The 16,545-nt window shown below is 69.8% G+C and carries 15 protein-coding genes; 13 read left to right on the plus strand and 2 right to left on the minus strand.

Features of this window, described 5'->3' with window-relative positions; genetic code table 11:
* The 3 genes from QQJ79_RS12450 to dnaQ form a co-directional block, all read left to right on the plus strand.
* Positions 1-407, plus strand: a 407-nt coding sequence (locus tag QQJ79_RS12450) for a shikimate dehydrogenase family protein (protein ID WP_431307600.1), incomplete at its 5' end; no start/stop codon positions are given.
* Complete coding sequence (gene coaE, locus QQJ79_RS12455; RefSeq protein ID WP_284223250.1) at positions 404-1,045, plus strand: dephospho-CoA kinase; 642 nt, start codon at positions 404-406, stop codon at positions 1,043-1,045. The genes QQJ79_RS12450 and coaE, both read left to right, overlap by 4 nt.
* Before the next feature lie 6 nt (positions 1,046-1,051).
* On the plus strand, positions 1,052-1,786 hold the full coding sequence (gene dnaQ / locus QQJ79_RS12460; protein ID WP_284223251.1) for a DNA polymerase III subunit epsilon: 735 nt from the start codon (positions 1,052-1,054) through the stop codon (positions 1,784-1,786).
* Positions 1,787-1,829: 43 nt separating this feature from the next.
* On the opposite strand, the gene secB is transcribed toward dnaQ, so the two are convergent.
* Entirely contained in the window at positions 1,830-2,348 is a 519-nt protein-coding gene (secB, locus tag QQJ79_RS12465; RefSeq protein ID WP_284223252.1) for a protein-export chaperone SecB, read from the minus strand.
* A gap of 197 nt (positions 2,349-2,545) precedes the next feature.
* Between secB and timA the strand changes: the two genes are divergently transcribed.
* Both timA and QQJ79_RS12475 read left to right on the plus strand, forming a co-directional pair.
* Positions 2,546-3,184, plus strand: coding sequence for a TIM44-related membrane protein TimA (gene timA, locus QQJ79_RS12470; RefSeq protein ID WP_284223253.1), 639 nt, complete (start codon positions 2,546-2,548; stop codon positions 3,182-3,184).
* Positions 3,181-4,293 (plus strand): MltA domain-containing protein, encoded by a 1,113-nt coding sequence (locus tag QQJ79_RS12475; protein ID WP_284223254.1) that lies wholly within the window; start codon positions 3,181-3,183, stop codon positions 4,291-4,293. Before timA ends, QQJ79_RS12475 begins: the two co-directional genes overlap by 4 nt.
* A gap of 163 nt (positions 4,294-4,456) precedes the next feature.
* Here QQJ79_RS12475 and QQJ79_RS12480 read toward each other — a convergent pair whose 3' ends face one another.
* A complete protein-coding gene (locus QQJ79_RS12480) occupies positions 4,457-6,022 on the minus strand; it encodes a helicase HerA-like domain-containing protein (RefSeq protein ID WP_284223255.1) in 1,566 nt (521 codons plus the stop codon).
* A gap of 98 nt (positions 6,023-6,120) precedes the next feature.
* Between QQJ79_RS12480 and QQJ79_RS12485 the strand changes: the two genes are divergently transcribed.
* The 8 genes from QQJ79_RS12485 to tsaB form a co-directional block, all read left to right on the plus strand.
* Positions 6,121-7,251: an AI-2E family transporter gene (locus QQJ79_RS12485; protein ID WP_284223256.1), complete on the plus strand. Its 1,131-nt coding sequence runs from the start codon at positions 6,121-6,123 to the stop codon at positions 7,249-7,251.
* A 322-nt stretch (positions 7,252-7,573) separates the two neighbouring features.
* On the plus strand, positions 7,574-8,413 hold the full coding sequence (locus QQJ79_RS12490) for an outer membrane protein (RefSeq protein WP_284223257.1): 840 nt from the start codon (positions 7,574-7,576) through the stop codon (positions 8,411-8,413).
* Positions 8,414-8,618: 205 nt separating this feature from the next.
* Complete coding sequence (locus tag QQJ79_RS12495; protein ID WP_284223258.1) at positions 8,619-13,484, plus strand: NAD-glutamate dehydrogenase; 4,866 nt, start codon at positions 8,619-8,621, stop codon at positions 13,482-13,484.
* Positions 13,485-13,643: 159 nt separating this feature from the next.
* A complete protein-coding gene (locus QQJ79_RS12500; protein ID WP_284223259.1) occupies positions 13,644-14,114 on the plus strand; it encodes a universal stress protein in 471 nt (156 codons plus the stop codon).
* A 155-nt stretch (positions 14,115-14,269) separates the two neighbouring features.
* The gene (locus QQJ79_RS12505) at positions 14,270-14,824 is read left to right on the plus strand and encodes a NifU family protein (protein WP_284223260.1); all 555 of its coding nucleotides are present in this window, start codon (positions 14,270-14,272) and stop codon (positions 14,822-14,824) included.
* A 126-nt stretch (positions 14,825-14,950) separates the two neighbouring features.
* Positions 14,951-15,526 (plus strand): helix-turn-helix domain-containing protein, encoded by a 576-nt coding sequence (locus QQJ79_RS12510; RefSeq protein WP_284223261.1) that lies wholly within the window; start codon positions 14,951-14,953, stop codon positions 15,524-15,526.
* Positions 15,527-15,599: 73 nt separating this feature from the next.
* Positions 15,600-15,989 (plus strand): helix-turn-helix domain-containing protein, encoded by a 390-nt coding sequence (locus QQJ79_RS12515; protein ID WP_284223262.1) that lies wholly within the window; start codon positions 15,600-15,602, stop codon positions 15,987-15,989.
* Between the two features lie 25 nt (positions 15,990-16,014).
* Positions 16,015-16,545 (plus strand): tRNA (adenosine(37)-N6)-threonylcarbamoyltransferase complex dimerization subunit type 1 TsaB (gene tsaB / locus QQJ79_RS12520; protein ID WP_284223263.1); only part of this gene is annotated, 531 nt, incomplete at its 3' end.

Here is a 16,545-nt window from a genome sequence, read left to right on the forward strand (position 1 = left end):
CAGGGGCGGCGCGGGCCACGGTCGAGGCGCTCAGGGCCGCCGGGGCGGAGGTCGGGGTGCTGAACCGGACCCGGACTCGGGCCGAGGCGCTAGCCGCCGGGCTCGGCGCCACGGTGATCGAGGCGACCGCGCTGAATGAGGCCGCGCTGGTGGTCAACGCCCTGAGCGTCCCGCCCGGTATCGACGTGTCCCGGTTGCGGGACGACGCCGTTCTGATGGACATGACCTACCGGCCGCTGCTTACGCCCTTCCTGCAGCAGGGTCGGAGCCGGGGGCTGACCACGGTGGATGGTCTCGCCATGCTGATCGGTCAGGCGCGACCCTCGTTCCGGGCGATCTTCGGAATCGAGCCGCCCGCGATGGATGTTCGGGCCGTGGCCCTGGCGGCGCTGGGAGAGACGCCATGATCGTGCTCGGCCTGACGGGCTCCATCGGCATGGGCAAGTCGACGACGACCGCCATGTTCGCCGACGCCGGCGCCCTGGTCTGGAACGCCGATGACGCCGTGCACCGGTTGTATGCCAGGGGCGGCGCGGCGGTCGCTGCGGTCGGCGAAGCCTTTCCCGGCGTGGTCGTGGACGGGGCGGTCGACCGGACCCGGCTGGCGGAGGCGCTCGGGCAGGACGGTGAAGCTTTTCGGCGGCTGGAGGCGATCGTCCATCCGCTGGTGCTGAAGGGTCGGCTGGAGGATCTGGCGGCGGCGGAGGCGCGCGGCGTCAAGCTGGCGGTGCTCGACATCCCCTTGCTGTTCGAGACCGGCGGCGACGCGGCTGTGGACGCCGTTGTGGTCGTGACGGCCCCGGCGGAGGTGCAGGCGGCGCGGGTTCTGGCCCGGCCCGGCATGACCCGCGAGCGGTTCGAGGCCATTCTGGCGCGCCAGCTGCCGGACGCCGAGAAGCGCCGCCGCGCGGACTTCGTCATCGACACCGGCGCCGGACTTGAGGCGGCCCGGGCGCGGGTCGAGGAAATCGTGGGGATGGTTCTGGCCGAAGGGTGGACGTCGCCCCGGCGTGGTCTTCCGAAAGCCGGCGAACCGTCCCAATAAGGGGTCATGTCCCGCGAAATCGTCCTCGACACCGAAACCACCGGCTTCGACCCCCGCACGGGCGACCGGATGATCGAGGTCGGCTGTATCGAGATCGAGGACCTCCTGCCCACCGGGCGGACCTTTCACCGGCTGATCCATCCCGAGCGGCTGATCCCGGCCGACGCCATCCGGGTGCACGGTATCACGGACGAGAAAGTCCGGGACGCGCCGAAATTCGCCGAGATCGTCATCGACCTGTGCGACTTCATCGGCGACGCCCCGATCATCGCCCACAACGCCCAGTTCGACCGGAGCTTCATCGATCACGAGTTCGGCCGTTGCGGCCGGGCCCTGTTCCCCGAGGATCGCTGGATCGACACGCTGAAGCTGGCCCAGACCCGGTTTCCGGGCATGGCCAATTCGCTCGACGCCCTGTGCAAGCGGTTCAAGGTCTCGCTGGTCGAACGGACCCTGCACGGGGCCCTGATCGACGCGCGGCTGCTGGCCGAGGTCTATCTGGAGCTGAAGGGCGGCAAGGAGCGCCGGCTGGACCTGTCGGCTTCCCGCACCGTGACAGCCGCCGCGGCGGCCGTGGCCGCCCAGGGCTACGGACCGCGTCCCCGGCCCCTGCCGGTCCGGACCCACGAGGCCGAACAGGCGGCGCATCTGGCCTTCCTGCAGGCGAACCTGAAAGACCGGTCGCTGTGGGCCGGGTATGGCGTGCTTGTAGAAGACGAGGTCGTAGGGCTTGGGGCCTAGGTCGTAACCCGCCAACCAAGCTCCAAGACCTAAGACCTAAGACCTAAGCTTGGCCCGCTTCGGCCGGTCCGCGCGCAATCGACTGCTGGCGGGCGACATAGATGCCGGCGAAGTCGATCGGGTCCAGCATGAAGGGCGGGTAGAAGCCGCCGTCCGAGGTGGCGCGGGCGATGATCTCGCGGGCGAACGGGAAAAGGTAGCGCGGGCATTCGATCAGCAGCAGCGGCTCGATGTCCTGCTCCGGCACGCCCTGGAGGGCGAACAGGCCGCCGTACAGGAGCTCGACGTTGAACACCGTCATGGCCTCGGTCGTGGCCTTGATGGTCAGGCGCAGATCGACCTCGAACAGGCCGTCGGGCCGGCCCTGGGCGTTCATCTCGACGCCCATGTCGATGGCGGGCTTGCCGTCGACGCGCAGGCTGTCGGGCGCCTTCGGGTTCTCAAAGGAGAGATCCTTGACGTACTGGGCCACGATGCGGAAGCCGGGGCCCTGGGGTCCCTGCGGCGCGGCGTCGGCGGGCGCGGCGGTCTTGGCGTCGGAAGGAGGCGCGGCGTCGGTCATCGGTCGGGTCTGTCTGAATGAGTGATCGGCGTCCGATTAAGGCGCCGGGAAGGCGCGGCGACTAGCACGGGGCGCCGGGTGCGGCAACGATGCTCACCCGTGTGATAAGGCGGTTGCGGTTGCGCGTCCCTATATCAGCCCCTAATCGTCTGTCGTCGCGTCCGGTCCCCCCGCCGGCCGCCAGTCAAGGTTCGCCAGTGCCGCCGGTTCAAATCCAGATCGTCATCTTCGCCGTCATCGCGGCCGTGGTCCTGTTCCAGCTCTATAATGTGCTGGGCAAGAAGGTCGGCCGTCAGCCGGAAGAGGACGCCCGCGCGAAACCCGCCCTGCCGCCGACGGCCTCCGCGCCGGACCAGCCCGCGGGCCGGCCGCATGTGCTGGACGCCGTCACCCTGGCCTCGATCGCCGGGCTGAAGGCGCGCGATCCGGCCTTCGACCCGGTGCGCTTCCTCGAGGGCGCGCGTCAGGCGCATGAGACCATCGTGCGCGCCTACGCCGCCGGCGACCGCGAGACGCTGAAACCCCTGCTGACCCCGACGGTCATGGCCTCTTTCGAGGCCGGCATCGCCGCCCGCGAGACCCGGGGCGAGACCGAGGTCGCCGAATTCCTCCACCCCGCCCGCGCCGATCTGGAACAGGCCTCGGCCGAGGAGAACCGCGCCACGGCCAAGGTCCGCTTCCTGGCCGAGCTGCGCAATACGGTGACCACCGCTGACGCCGCCGCCGAACCGCAGATCGAGGAACGCCGGGTGGCCGAGCTGTGGACCTTCGAACGCACCCTCGGCGCCAGCGACCCCAACTGGGTTCTGGCCCGCACCGAACCCGCCGCGGCATGATCAGCGGCGGCGCGCGCCGTCGGGGATTTTGCGGAACGGTCGTCCTTGTCGGCCTCGCCCTGACGCTCGCCGCCTGCGCCACGACCCCGGCCGCGCCGGGGACCGGGACAGAGGCGCCCGCCCCGTCGCCCGGCCCGGCTCCCGTCTCAGAGGGACAGAGCCCGTCGACCCTGCCCGGCTGGAATGACGAGGATCATCTGGCCGCCTTTGAAGCCTGGGCCGACGGCTGCCGCGTCGCGCGCGACGCCGCCTCCCGGACCCAGTGCGACCGGGCGATGCACATCAGACAGACTTCGAAGCCGGTGACGCCGTCGATGGCCCGCGCCTTCTTCGAAAGCGGCTTCACCGTTGTGGCCGCTGTGACGGCGGACGGCGGGCCGGGCCTGCTGACAGCCTATTTCGCGCCGGAATACGCCGCGCGCCGCACCCCCGACGCCGAGTTCGACATGCCGGTCCTGCCCCGCCCCGCCAATTGGGCCCGCGGCGATGTCATGGCCGTGCGCGCCGATATCGAGGCTGCCCCGCCCACGGACGCCCTGGCCTGGATGCGGGCCGAGGACCTGTTCTTCATGCAAATCCAGGGTTCGGGCTATCTAACCTTCGAGGACGGCTCCCGTGCCCGCGCCGCCTACGCCGCCGACAACGGCCGGCCCTTCACCGGCATCGCCCGGCCGATGGCGGAACAGGGGCTGCTGCCGGCCAACGGAACCTCGGGCGAGGCCATCCGCGCCTGGCTTGCGGCCCATCGCGGGCCCGAGGCGCGGGCCGTGATGGCGCTGAATCCCCGCTACATCTTCTTCGCCGTGGAGCCCGACGACGGCGGCCATCCGAACGGGGCGGCGGGGATTCCCCTGACCGCGCGCCGGTCCATCGCCGTCGACCCGGCCCACTGGCGCTATGGCGATCTGGCGTGGATTTCAGCCGACGGCGGCAATCTGACCGGCGCGCGGGCCAGCTATCAGGGCCTGGTCGTGGCCCTCGACACCGGCTCCGCCATCCGCGGCCCGGTGAGAGCCGACTTCTATATGGGCAGGGGTGCCGCGGCCGGCGAGGAGGCGGGCGCGGTGCGCCATCCGCTCAGGATGTGGCGGCTGGTTCCGCGTCCGTAAACTCCTTCTCCCATTGGGAGAAGGTGGCGCGCAGCGCCGGATGTGGGTCGACTGTTTGGAGCGGCGAAGCCGCCGCCAGGCGATCGATCCACACCCTTTCGCGCAAGAACGACGGCTGCGCCGCCGTGCGCTCAAGCCCTCTCCCAATGGGAGATGGAGCGGATTACCGCCGCCGCAACCCGCCCAGCAGACCCCGCAGCAGCTCGCGCGTGATTGTGCTCCCCGCCGTGCGCAGGACCGACTTGGTCGCGGCCTCGATTGGGGTCTCGCGGGTTGAGCGGCGCGGGGCGGCGCGAGGGCGGGCGGCTTCGCGCTGGTAACGGGCCTGTTCGCGGGCTTCCGACTTCTCGCGGGCGGCGGCGGCCTTTTCAGCGTCTTTCGCGGCTGCCGCGTCGGCCTTCGCCTGCGCTTCGGCCAGTTTCGCATCCGCCGTGGCCTGATCGGCCTCGCCCCGGCGGGCGGCGAGGATTTCCTCGGCGGATTCGCGATCGATGACCGCCTCATAGAGACCGCGCACCGGGCTGGCGGCCATGACGGCGGCGCGTTCGGCGTCGGTGGCGGGGCCGAGGCGGCTGTCGGGCGGGCGGATCAGGGTGCGGGCCACGACATGGGGCGCGCCCTTCTCGTCGAGGGTCGAGACCAGGGCCTCGCCGACGCCGAGACCCTGGATGGCCTCGGCGGTGTCGAAGGCGGGATTGGCGCGGAAACTGTCCGACGCCGCCTTCAGCCCGCGCTGTTCGGCGGGGGTATAGGCGCGCAGCGCATGCTGGATCCGGTTGCCCAGCTGGGCCAGGACGCTGTCGGGGATGTCGGCGGGATTCTGGGTGACGAAATAGACGCCGACGCCCTTGGAGCGGATCAGGCGCACGACCTGTTCGACCTTTTCGCGCAGGGCGTCGGGCGTGTCGTTAAACAGCAGATGGGCCTCGTCGAAGAAGAAGACGAGGCGCGGCTTCTCCGGATCGCCGACCTCGGGCAGCTGTTCGAACAGCTCCGACAGCAGCCACAGCAGGAAGGCGGCGTAGAGGCGCGGGCTGGCCATGAGCTTCGTCGCGTCCAGCACATTGACCTGGCCGCGGCCGTCGAGGCCGGTGCGCATCATGTCCTCCAGCCGCAGGGCCGGTTCGCCGAAGAAGGCCTTGCCGCCCTGCTGCTCGAGCTGGAGGATGGCGCGCTGGATCGAGGCGATGGAGGCGGGGGCGACGTTGCCGACCTCGCGGCCGATCCGCTCGGCGTTCTCGCCGACATGGACCAGCATGGCCCGCAGGTCGTCGAGGTCGAGCAGCAGCAGGCCCTCCTTGTCGGCGACGTGGAAGACGACCGAGAGCACGCCTTCCTGGACGTCGTTGAGATTCAGCATCCGGGCCAGCAGCAGGGGGCCGATCTCGCTGACGGTGGTGCGGATGGGGTGGCCCTTGAGCCCGTAGAGGTCCCAGAAGACGGTCGGCGCCGCCCGGGGCGTGAGGGTCAGCCCCATGCCGGCGGCGCGGGCCAGCAGTTTCTCGTTCGGCGAGCCGGGCACGCAGATGCCCGACAGATCACCCTTCACATCGGCGCAGAAGACGGGGAGGCCCGCGTCGGAGAAGCCCTGGGCCATGATCTGCAGGGTGACCGTCTTGCCGGTTCCGGTGGCGCCGGCGACCACGCCGTGGCGGTTGGCGCGGTGGAACAGCAGTTGTTCCGGCTTGTCAGACTGGCCGAGGAACAGGCCGGGGGCGACGTCAGGCATGGGAACTCCGGGCGGGGGGCGGCGCTCATGCTCTACCGGCGGACTTCCCGGTTCAAGGCCGGATTGACGCCGCCCGTCTGGACCTCGACCATATGCCGATGAAACCGCCCCTGATCGTTCCGACGTCCACCGTCTCGCGCAACGCGCTTGTGCTCATCGCCACCATCGCGGCGGGGGCCGCCGTCTACTGGCTGAGGAACATCCTGACGCCGCTGGCCATGGCCATCTTCCTGATGATCATGATCGACGGGGTGAAGCGCTCCATCGAGGCCAGGACGCCTGTGCCTGAACGCTGGGCCGGGGTGGCCGCCCTGATCGTGGTGACCCTGGGATTCCTGGGGGCGATCGCCATCATCGTCCAGGGCGCCCGCGGCTTCTTCAACCAGGCCTCGGACGATGCGGTGCTGCTGGGGCCGCGCCTCGACCAGATCCTAGCCGACGCCTACCGGTTGTTCGACATGCCGTCCGCGCCCACCGCCAGCGAGCTGATCACACGGGTCGACCTGTCGCAGTATTTCACCACGGTGGCGCTCCAGGCCCAGGGGGTCGTCACCGGAGCCATCTTCGTGATGATCTACCTCGGTTTCCTGCTCGCCTCCCAGAGCGGCTTCCGACGCAAGCTGGTCGGAATGTTCCCGGATCGCGGCGCCCGGAATGAAGCGATGGGCGTGTTCCAGAGGGTGCGCGGCGGGGTCGAGGGCTATCTGTGGGTCCAGGCCGTGACCGGACTGCTGATCTGCGCCGTCGCCTGGGTCCTGATGCGGGCGGTCGGGCTGCAGAACGCCGAGTTCTGGACGTTCGTCATCTTCGTGGTCGGCTTCATCCCGGTCCTCGGCGGCGCGGTCGCGGGCCTCGCCCCGCCGCTGTTCGCCCTGGTCCAGTTCGAAAGCTACTGGCCCGCCGTGATTCTTCTGATCGGGCTGCAGGCCATACTGTTCATCAGCGGCAATTTCATCCAGCCGCGCATGCAGGGCGACAACCAGAACATCGACCCGGTGGTGGTGCTGCTGTCGCTCGCCCTGTGGGGCCAGCTGTGGGGCGTGGTCGGCATGTTCCTGTCGACGCCGCTGGCGGTCATGGCCATGGCCGTCCTGGCCGAGTTCAAGGGCTCGCGCTGGATGGCGATCCTGTTGTCGGGCGACGGCGAACCCTATGCCGACGAGGACGAGGCGGCCCCGCCGCGGCCGAAGCGGGGCCGCGTCAACCCGCCGCAGTCAAAGGCCGGCTGAGCCTCGTCCGGCGCCCTTGATTGGCCACAACCGGCGCCTATTTCACACCTGTCGCCGCGGCCCCTCCCCTCCCCCAAGCCGCGGCGGAATAGATCGGCGCCAACCCTCCCCCCTCCTGGGCGCCGGTCCTAAGCAGGCCGCCGAACGCAAGTTCGGCGGCCTTGTCGTTTCCGGACCCGAAGACGCGCTTTCGGCGCCACAGGCCGGGCCCGCCGGAATTGATTGGCCAAGGCGCGGGAACAGGGAGCGGGCAGCCTGCGTTAGCGGCGGCGGAAGGGCGAACCGCGGGTGTTCCGCGTCCAGCTCGAAGGATACCTCTCTGATGATGAAGACGATTTCCGCCGCGTCCCTGACGCTGCTTCTGGCCGGCGTGGCTTCCCCCGCGCTCGCCCAATCCGTTCCCGACTGGAGCGGCCCCTACATCGGCGTTTACGGCGGCGTGCTGGAAAATAACGAAGACGCGGGCGAAGGCCTGGTGTTCGACCGTGATTTCGACGGCCAGTTCGATGACACGGTGATCCTGAACGGCACCACCAGCAGCGCCTTCAGCCCCGGCTCCTGCTCCGGCAGCGCCCTCGGCCAGGCCGCGGCCAACGGCTGCGACATCGATCCGACCGGCGTCGAGGCCTCGGTCCGCCTCGGCTACGACATGCAGTTCGGCGCGTTCGTGGTCGGCATGGTCGGCGAACTGAGCGGCGCGGACGTGGAAGACTCCGTCACCTCGTTCAGCACCACCCCGGCGGCCTATGTCTTCACGCGCGAGCTGGAGTCGATGGCGGCCCTGCGCCTGCGCGCCGGCTTCGCGACCGGTCCGGCCCTGGTCTATGTCACCGGCGGCGGCGCCATGGCGAAGATCGAGAACAGCTTCCGCACCACCAACGGAGCCAACAGCTTCACCGAAACCGTCAATGACGACGAGGCCGACGGCTACCAGCTGGGCACGGGCATCGAGTGGCGCCTCGCCCCGAACCTCACCCTGACGGGCGAATATCTGTTCACCAACCTGCAGCCCGGCGACTATGTCGTGCGCGTCGGTCCGGGCACGGCGGGCCCGACCAACCCCTTCATCCTGCCGCCGAACACGGCCGGCACGGATATGGCGCGCGGCAACGACGACATGGAGCTGCATGCCATCAAACTGGGCATGAACGTCCGCTTCTGACCCTGCGGTCCGGTTGATCGACGACCGGCGCGACGCCGGCCCCGGAAACGGGGCCGGCGTTTTCGTTTTTGGGGGTTCCCGTCGCACGCCGGACGGCCTAGTCAGCGCGCGTCGGACGGGCCCCTTGCCGAAGCGGCGAAGCGGCCTAGTCTGACGCCATCTCCGGCGACCCGTTTGAGAGGTCGCGTCCACAAGAGACCTGTCCATGTCCGGCGAAACGGCCCCCGCGCACCCTCAGGAAATCACCCTGGAGGCGCTGGAAGCCAGCTTCGACCAGCTGTCGCCGGGCGCGCTGAACGGCCCGGGCCGGGACTTCCTGCGCCAGGCCTGGGAGGACTACGCCGCCGACGAGACGCCGGAGCTCGGCGGGCCCGACATGGCCAACCTGCTGGCCCTCGCGTGGCGGGCGGCCGAGGGCCGGGCGCACGGCGAGCCGGCGCGGATCACCCTGTCGCCGCTTCACGCCTCGGACGGGACGCCGCTGGGCTATGACGTGCTCATCGTCATCCAGGACGACCGGCCCTTCCTGGTCGACAGCGTGATGGGCGAACTGGCCGACGCCGGCGTGACCGTCCGGTCCATGTACCACCCGGTGACCGAGGAGGAGGGCGGGCGCGAGTCCACCATCATCGTCATCCTCGACCCCCTGCCGCAGGAGCGGCGCGACGCCCTGGGCGAAGGTCTGGTCCAGACCCTGAACGACGTGGCCAGCGCCGTCGACGGCCACGCCGCCATGGCGGCGTTGATGCATCGGTCGATCACCCATCTGGAGGCGCATCCGCACGGGGTCGCCCCCGATGTGCTGGCCGAGAACCTGGCTTTCCTGCAGTGGCTTCAGGCCGATCATTTCGTCTTCCTCGGCGCCCGCGACTACGACTATCCGCGCAGCAAGGACGGCGGCTATGAGGCCGAGGCGCCGCTGTCCCAGTCGGGCGTCGGCCTGGGCGTTCTGGCCGATCCGGAACGCACCGTCCTGCGCCGCGCCAATGAGCCGGCGGTGCTGACCCGGTCGATGAAGCGCCAGCTGGACCTGTCGGAGCCGGTCACCGTGGCCAAGGCCAATGTCCGCTCCCGCGTCCATCGCCGGGCCTATATGGACTATATCGGGGTCAAGCGGTTCGGGCCCGACGGCCGCCCCTCGGGCGAGACCCGGTTCGTCGGCCTGTTCACCGCCGAGGCCTATGACAAGACCGCGACCCAGGTGCCGCTGGTCCGGCGCAAGGTCGCCAACGCCCTGATCCGGGCGGGCAAGACGGCCGGCAGCCACAGCGAAAAGCGGCTCAAGAACATCCTCGAAAACTATCCCCGCGACGAACTCTTCCAGATCGGGGAGAGCGAGCTGCTGGCGATCGCGCTCGGCATCCTGCACCTGCATGACCGCCCGCGGATCAAGACCTTCACCCGCCAGGATCCGTTCGACCGTTTCGTCTCGGTGCTGGCCTTCATCCCGCGTGAACGGTTCGACGCCTCGGTCCGTGAACGGATCGGCAATATCCTCGCCAAGGCCTGGGGCGGGCGTCTTTCGGCCTGGTATCCGCAGCTGTCGGACCAGCCCCTGGTCCGAATCCACTATATCATCGGGGTTACGCCGGGGGATCATCCGTGCCCGGATCAAACGGTGCTCGACGCCCAGATCACCGAGGCGGGGCGCAGCTGGATCGACCGGTTCGAGAGCGCCCTGCGTGACGCCGACGTCGACGATGTCGCCGTCGGGCCGCTCAGCGCCAAATGGGCCGAGGCGTTCGGCGCCGGCTATCGCGATCGCTATGACGCCGCCGAGGCCGTACGCGACCTGCAGGCCGTTGATGCGCTGAACGACACGGGGCTGAACGACGGCGGCGAACCGGTGGCGGTTCGCGCCTTCCGCGTCGAGGGCGAAGGCCCGCTGAATTTCCGCTTCAAACTCTATCGCCGGGGCGCGGCCGTGCCGCTGTCGGACGTCCTGCCGATCCTGGCCGACATGGGGTTGAAGACGCTCGAGGAGTGGGGCCATGCCCTGCGTCCGACGGGCGAGGCCGAAATCCATGTCCATGAATTCCTCATGGAGGATCCGCGCGGCGGCGATCTCCAGTTCGCCGATGTGAAGGGCCCGTTCGAGGAGGCCTTCTCGGCGGTCTGGACCGGCCGGACCGAAAGCGACGGTTTCAACCGGCTGGTGCTGGAGCTCGGCGTCAACTGGCGCGAGGCGGCGCTGGTGCGGACCCTCGCCCGCTATCGCCAGCAGACCGGACTCGATCCCAGCCAGGCGGTGCAGGAAGAGGCGCTGCGGGACTATCCGGCGGTGGCGCGCGGCCTGCTGGCCCTGTTCGCCGCGAAATTCGACCCGGCCGCGGGCGGCGACGCGGCCAGCCGTGAGGCGGCGGTCGGCACGCTGGTCGAGCAGATCAATGATCTGCTGCAGGCGGTGAAGAGCCTCGACCACGACCGCGCCCTGCGCCGCATGGTCCTGCTGGTGCAGGCCATCAAGCGCACCAACTACTATCAGACCACCGCCGACGGGGCGCACAAGGCGCATATCTCGATCAAGATCGCCTCGCGCGAACTGGCCGACCTGCCCCTGCCCAAGCCATATCGCGAGATCTTCGTCTGGGCGCCCCATATCGAGGGCGTGCACCTGCGCTTCGGCCCGGTGGCGCGCGGCGGCCTGCGCTGGTCCGACCGCCGCGACGACTTCCGCACCGAGGTTCTGGGCCTGGTGAAGGCGCAGCAGGTCAAGAACGCCGTCATCGTGCCGGTCGGCTCCAAGGGCGGATTCTTCCCCAAACACCTGGCCGCCATCGTTCGCGCCGGCGGCGACCGCGACGCCCAGCAGGCCGAGGCCATCCGCGCCTACAAGACCTTCCTGTCGGGCCTGCTGGACATCACCGACAACATCGCCAGGGACGGCGCCGTGGTTCCGCCGGCCGCCGTGGTCCGGTTCGAGGGCGACGACCCCTATCTGGTCGTGGCCGCCGACAAGGGCACGGCGACCTTTTCGGACATCGCCAACGGCATTTCGGCCGACTACGGCTTCTGGCTGGACGACGCCTTCGCCAGCGGAGGATCGGTCGGCTACGACCACAAGGTCATGGGCATCACCGCCCGCGGCGCCTGGGAAGCGGTCAAGCGCCACTTCCGCGAGATGGGCAAGGACATCCAGACCGAGCCCTTCACCGTGGTCGGCGTCGGCGACATGTCGGGCGATGTGTTCGGCAACGGCATGCTGCTGTCGAAGGCCATCAAACTGGTCGCCGCCTTCGACCACCGCGACATCTTCATCGACCCCAATCCCGATCCCGCCTCCAGCTGGGTCGAGCGCGACCGGATGTTCAAACTGCCGCGCTCGTCTTGGCAGGACTACGACAAGTCGAAGATTTCAAAGGGCGGCGGCGTCTTCCCGCGCTCGGCCAAGTCGATCGAGCTGAGCCCCGAGATCAAGGCGGCGCTCGACATCCAGGACGACGTGATCGATCCGGCGACGCTGATGAAGGCCATCCTCAAGGCGCCGGCCGAGCTGCTCTATTTCGGCGGCATCGGCACTTATGTGAAGGCGCCGCACGAGACCGACGCCCAGGTCGGCGACAAGGCCAATGACGCCATCCGCGTCGACGGCGCCGAGGTGCGCGCCAGGGTCATCGGCGAGGGCGCCAACCTGGGCCTGACCCAAGCCGGACGCATCGCCTTCGCCCAGGCAGGCGGCCGTATCAACACCGACGCCATCGACAACTCGGCCGGGGTCGACAGCTCCGACCATGAGGTCAATATCAAGATCCTGACCGGGGCCGCCATCGCCTCGGGCGCGCTGAAGGCCGGCGACCGCAACGCCCTGCTGGCCTCGATGACCGACGAGGTCGGCCTCAAGGTGCTGGCGCACAACTACGACCAGACCCTGGCCATCTCCCTGCAGGAGGCCGACGGCGCCGAGGCGCTCGACACCCAGCAGCGGTTCATGCAGTGGCTGGGCGCCAAGGGTAAGCTGGACCGCAAGGTCGAGGGCCTGCCGGACGATGGGAGACTGGCCGAGCGAAAGCTGGCCGGACAGGCCCTGACCCGGCCCGAACTGGCCGTCCTGACGGCCTATTCCAAGCTGGAGCTGTTCGACGAGATCGTCGCCTCGGCCGCGCCGGACGACCCCTTCTTCAAACAGACCCTGGTCCGCTATTTCCCGGCCCCGCTGGCGAAATACGAAGCCGACATGCAGCGCCACCGCCTGCGCCGCGAGATCATCTCGACCATATTGTCGAACGAGATCGTCAATATGTGCGGCCCGACCTTCCCCGAACGCCTGCGCCTTTCGGCGCGGTGCGACACGGGGGCCATGGTCGTCGCCTTCGAGGCGGCGCGACAGGTGTTCCGTCTCGACCAGGCCTGGGACCAGGTGTCGGCCCTCGATCTGAAGATTTCGGCCGCGGCCCAGACGGTCCTGTACCAGGAGATCGCCACCGTCCTGCGGCGCCAGACCTTCTGGCTCTCGCGGCGGGCGATGCGGCCAGGCTGTACGGTCGACGCCCTCGTCGCCGCCTATCGCCCGGCGGCGGACGCCCTGCGCGCGGCGGGCGGGACCGTGCTGTCCCGCTTCGAACAGGACCGGCTGGAGGGGCGGGTCCAGAGCTTCACCGCCCTGGGCGTGCCCGAAGCCATGGCGCGCGACTTCGCCATGCTGCGGCCGCTGGTCGCCACCGCCGACATCGGCGACCTGTCGCGACAGGCGGGCTGGTCCGAACCGGCCATGGCCATGCTGTACCACCAGGTCGGGGCGGCCTTTGATTTCGACCGGCTGCGCGCCGGCGCGGGCAATGTGCCCTCGGCGGACCATTTCGACCGTCTGGCGGTGCGCCGCCTGATCGAGGATCTGATGGCCGAACAGGCGACCCTGGCCCGCGCGGTCGCCAAGGCGTCGGACGTCGCCGTGGGCGCCAGCGAGGCCACGGCCGAGGCCGCGGTGGACGCCTGGATCGGCCCGCGGCAGGCCCTCGTCGAGGGGGTTCGCGCCTCGGTCGACGAGATCGAGGCCTCAGGTTCCGGCTGGACCTTCGCCAAGCTGACCATAGCCAACAGCGTCATCCGGGAGATCGCTTCGTCGGCGGGCTGAACAAGGTGATGGGTGGTGGGTGATGGGCGGCTGACGCGGGTTCATTCGATCGCGCTGGCCATCCCCTGGCGAACCAGCCGCCCATCGCCGACCACCCATCACCCGGAGCAGGCGTTTGGCTCGCCGATCTGCTAGCGTACCCGGCTGAGGGAGAGGCTGATGCCGCGCAAATTTCTGGTGGTCGTCGACGACAGTCCGGAGTTCGAGACGGCGCTGCGGTACGCCTCGCGGCGGGCCCGGTCGACGGGCGGTCGCGTGGCCCTGTTGCGCGTCATTCCGGCCGCGGCCTCCGACGCCCACTGGGCCGGGGTGCGCGAGGAGATCGAGCGCCAGACCCGGCTCGAGGCTGAAACCTCGCTGAACAACTGGGCCGCGGAGGCCGCGGAACGATCCGGCGCCACGCCCGTGCTGCTGATCGAGCGCGGCGAGCCCCAGGACGCGATCCGCAAGGTCGTGGGCGAGGACGCGGAGATCAAGATCCTCGTTCTGGCGGCGAGCGGCGGCGGCCGCGGTCCCGGCCCGCTGGTCTCGGCCGTGGTCAAACAGGGCGCATCCTTCACCGGCCGCAAGCTGCCGGTCACCATCGTGCCGGGCGAGCTGACCGAGAAGGACATCGAGGATCTGGCGTGAGGAAAGTGGCCAGTGGCTAGTGGCCAGTGATTGGCGGGTCGGGCGGGCGTGAGCCGCTGTCGAAGCCGGGCTCTGATGTCGCCAGCCACCAGCCACCAGCCACTGGCCGCTCCTCAGGTCTTGAACCCGCCGCCGCCACGGCGCATCTGAGCGCCATGTTCATCCAGACCGAACCGACCCCCAATCCCAACGTCCTGAAATTCCTGCCGGGCCGCGACGTCTCGGCCGAGCCGCGGGAATTCCTCAACGCCGACGAGGCGGCGGCCTCGCCCCTGGCCGAGGCCCTGTTCGGGCTGGAGAGCGTGGCCGGCGTCTTCTTCGGCTCCGACTATGTCTCGGTGACCCGTCGGGCGGACGGGCTGGACTGGTCGCAGATGAAGGCGCCGATCCTGGCCGGCATCATGGATCATTTCGTGTCCGGCGCGCCCTTGATGCGCGACGGGACGACCAACAGGGCGGAGGCCGGCGAGGACTCCGAGATCGTGATCGAGATCAAACAGCTGCTCGACAGCCGGGTCCGGCCCGCGGTGGCCCAGGACGGCGGCGACATCCTGTTCGACGCCTTCGACGAGGAGACGGGCGTCCTCACCCTGCGGATGCGCGGCGCCTGCGCCGGCTGCCCCTCGTCTTCCGCCACCCTCAAGGCCGGGGTCGAGCAGATGATGAAACACTACATCCCCGAAGTGACGAGCGTCGAACAGGTGATCTAGGCGCGCGCTCAAGCCGCGAGCCTGTCATCCCGGCGAAGGCCGGGACGCGCGACGAGCGTCAGCGCCCAGACAGACTGAAACGAATCCGTCCTCGCTTCGGGACCAGGACGGCGCCATCATTGATCCATGCCCCGTTTCCAGAGCGACAATGACGCCCGGCGTCTCGGCGAGGCCCTCGCAGCCCTGCGGCGCGACCGCGCCCTGTCGCAGGCCGAAGCCGGCCGCAGGGCGGGCATGACCAGCCAGGGCTGGGGCCTGTATGAGACCGGCAAACGCTCCGGCCTGTACCGTCCTGACGTCCAACGCCGCCTGACCGCCGCCCTCGATGCGACACCCGAGGATCTGTTGCAGCGCCAGGAGGCGGCCGTCCCCGGCATGGCCAGCGAAGGACGCGCCTTCGTCCACGCCCCCGTCGTCCCCGCGAAGGCGGGGACCCGTCGGATGCAACTGTCCAACGACGACCTCGCCCCCTGGGCCGCCTCGGGGGTGGTGGTCGAGTATGAGCCCGGCCGCTGGCCCCGGCGCGACCAGGGCTGTGTGATCGAAATGGCCGACGGCGAAGTCCGCGTCCGGATCTATGAAGGCGCCGACGCCGAAGCGCTGGCCGTGCGCGGCGGTCCGGGCGGTCTGGCGGCGCATGAACGGATCGACCGGTCCGGGATCCGCGCCGTCTCCGCCGTGACAGCCCGACTGGAGCACTGAATGAAACGAATTAATTGCAACGTTTTCGTTTCCATGAAACAGTCCTCTCTCGGCAGGGAGGAGACGAGCGGCCATGGCCAGGATCGGCGAACGGGACGAAGTCGACGCCTATGTCGGCGCGCGCATCGGGCTGCGGCGCTCGGCGCTCGGCCTGTCCCAGAGCGCCCTCGCCCAGCAGCTGGGGGTCAGCTTCCAGCAGGTGCAGAAATACGAGACCGGCCAGAACCGCATATCGGCGTCGCGCCTGCACCGGGCGGCGACCGTGTTGGGAACCTCGGTGGAGACCTTCTTCCCGCCGGTCGAGACGGCGCGGGGGGAGGCCGACGACGGCTGGCAGGCGATGCGGTTCATCACCGCGACCGCCGACGGCCGGTCGGTCGCGGCGGGCTTTCCGCTGATCGAGGACCGCGACGTCAGACGGGCTGTGGCGCGCATCGTCCGGGCGCTGGCGGGGGGCGACTGAGGGCGCCCGGCCCGGGAGCCCCGTCATGAAGCTGATGGTCGTCGATACGGCGCTGGGCCTGTGCACCGCCGGGGTGTTCGAGGTCGACGGGGCGGGCGCGCGTCGGCTGGGCCTGACGTCCGAGCCGATGGTGAAGGGCCATTCCGAACGCATCGCCGGTTTCGCCCGCGATGCGGCGGCCGGGGCGGGCGTGGCCTTCGCCGATCTTGACCGTGTCGGCGTGACCGTCGGTCCGGGCTCGTTCACCGGCCTGCGCGTCGGCCTGGCCTTCGCCCAGGGACTGGCCGCGGCGCTGGACCGGCCGGTGGTCGGGGTGTCTGCGCTGGACGCGCTGGCGGCCTCGGCGGGCGAGGCGTTCGAGGTGGCGGCCCTGATCGATGCGCGGCGCGGTCAGGTTTACGCCCGCTTCTGGCGCGACGGTCAGGCGGACGGCGCGGCGGAAGCCCTGACTCTCGAGGCGGCCGCGGCCCGGATCGCGACCCTCGGCCCCGACGCGGTCCTGGTGGGATCCGGCGCGGCCCTGTTTGCGGATATCGCAGCGGGCAGACCCGTCCTG

The sequence above is a fragment of the Brevundimonas denitrificans genome (assembly GCF_030160755.1).
Classification (GTDB): Bacteria; Pseudomonadota; Alphaproteobacteria; order Caulobacterales; family Caulobacteraceae; genus Brevundimonas; species Brevundimonas denitrificans.

Coding starts and splice junctions, on each gene's coding strand:
- coaE (WP_284223250.1), top strand. CDS start 404: ATGATCGTGCTCGGCCTGACGGGCTCCATCGGCATGGGCAAGTCGACG.
- dnaQ (WP_284223251.1), top strand. CDS start 1,052: ATGTCCCGCGAAATCGTCCTCGACACCGAAACCACCGGCTTCGACCCC.
- secB (WP_284223252.1), bottom strand. CDS start 2,348: ATGACCGACGCCGCGCCTCCTTCCGACGCCAAGACCGCCGCGCCCGCC.
- QQJ79_RS12475 (WP_284223254.1), top strand. CDS start 3,181: ATGATCAGCGGCGGCGCGCGCCGTCGGGGATTTTGCGGAACGGTCGTC.
- QQJ79_RS12480 (WP_284223255.1), bottom strand. CDS start 6,022: ATGCCTGACGTCGCCCCCGGCCTGTTCCTCGGCCAGTCTGACAAGCCG.
- QQJ79_RS12485 (WP_284223256.1), top strand. CDS start 6,121: ATGAAACCGCCCCTGATCGTTCCGACGTCCACCGTCTCGCGCAACGCG.
- QQJ79_RS12490 (WP_284223257.1), top strand. CDS start 7,574: ATGATGAAGACGATTTCCGCCGCGTCCCTGACGCTGCTTCTGGCCGGC.
- QQJ79_RS12495 (WP_284223258.1), top strand. CDS start 8,619: ATGTCCGGCGAAACGGCCCCCGCGCACCCTCAGGAAATCACCCTGGAG.
- QQJ79_RS12500 (WP_284223259.1), top strand. CDS start 13,644: ATGCCGCGCAAATTTCTGGTGGTCGTCGACGACAGTCCGGAGTTCGAG.
- QQJ79_RS12505 (WP_284223260.1), top strand. CDS start 14,270: ATGTTCATCCAGACCGAACCGACCCCCAATCCCAACGTCCTGAAATTC.
- QQJ79_RS12510 (WP_284223261.1), top strand. CDS start 14,951: ATGCCCCGTTTCCAGAGCGACAATGACGCCCGGCGTCTCGGCGAGGCC.
- QQJ79_RS12515 (WP_284223262.1), top strand. CDS start 15,600: ATGGCCAGGATCGGCGAACGGGACGAAGTCGACGCCTATGTCGGCGCG.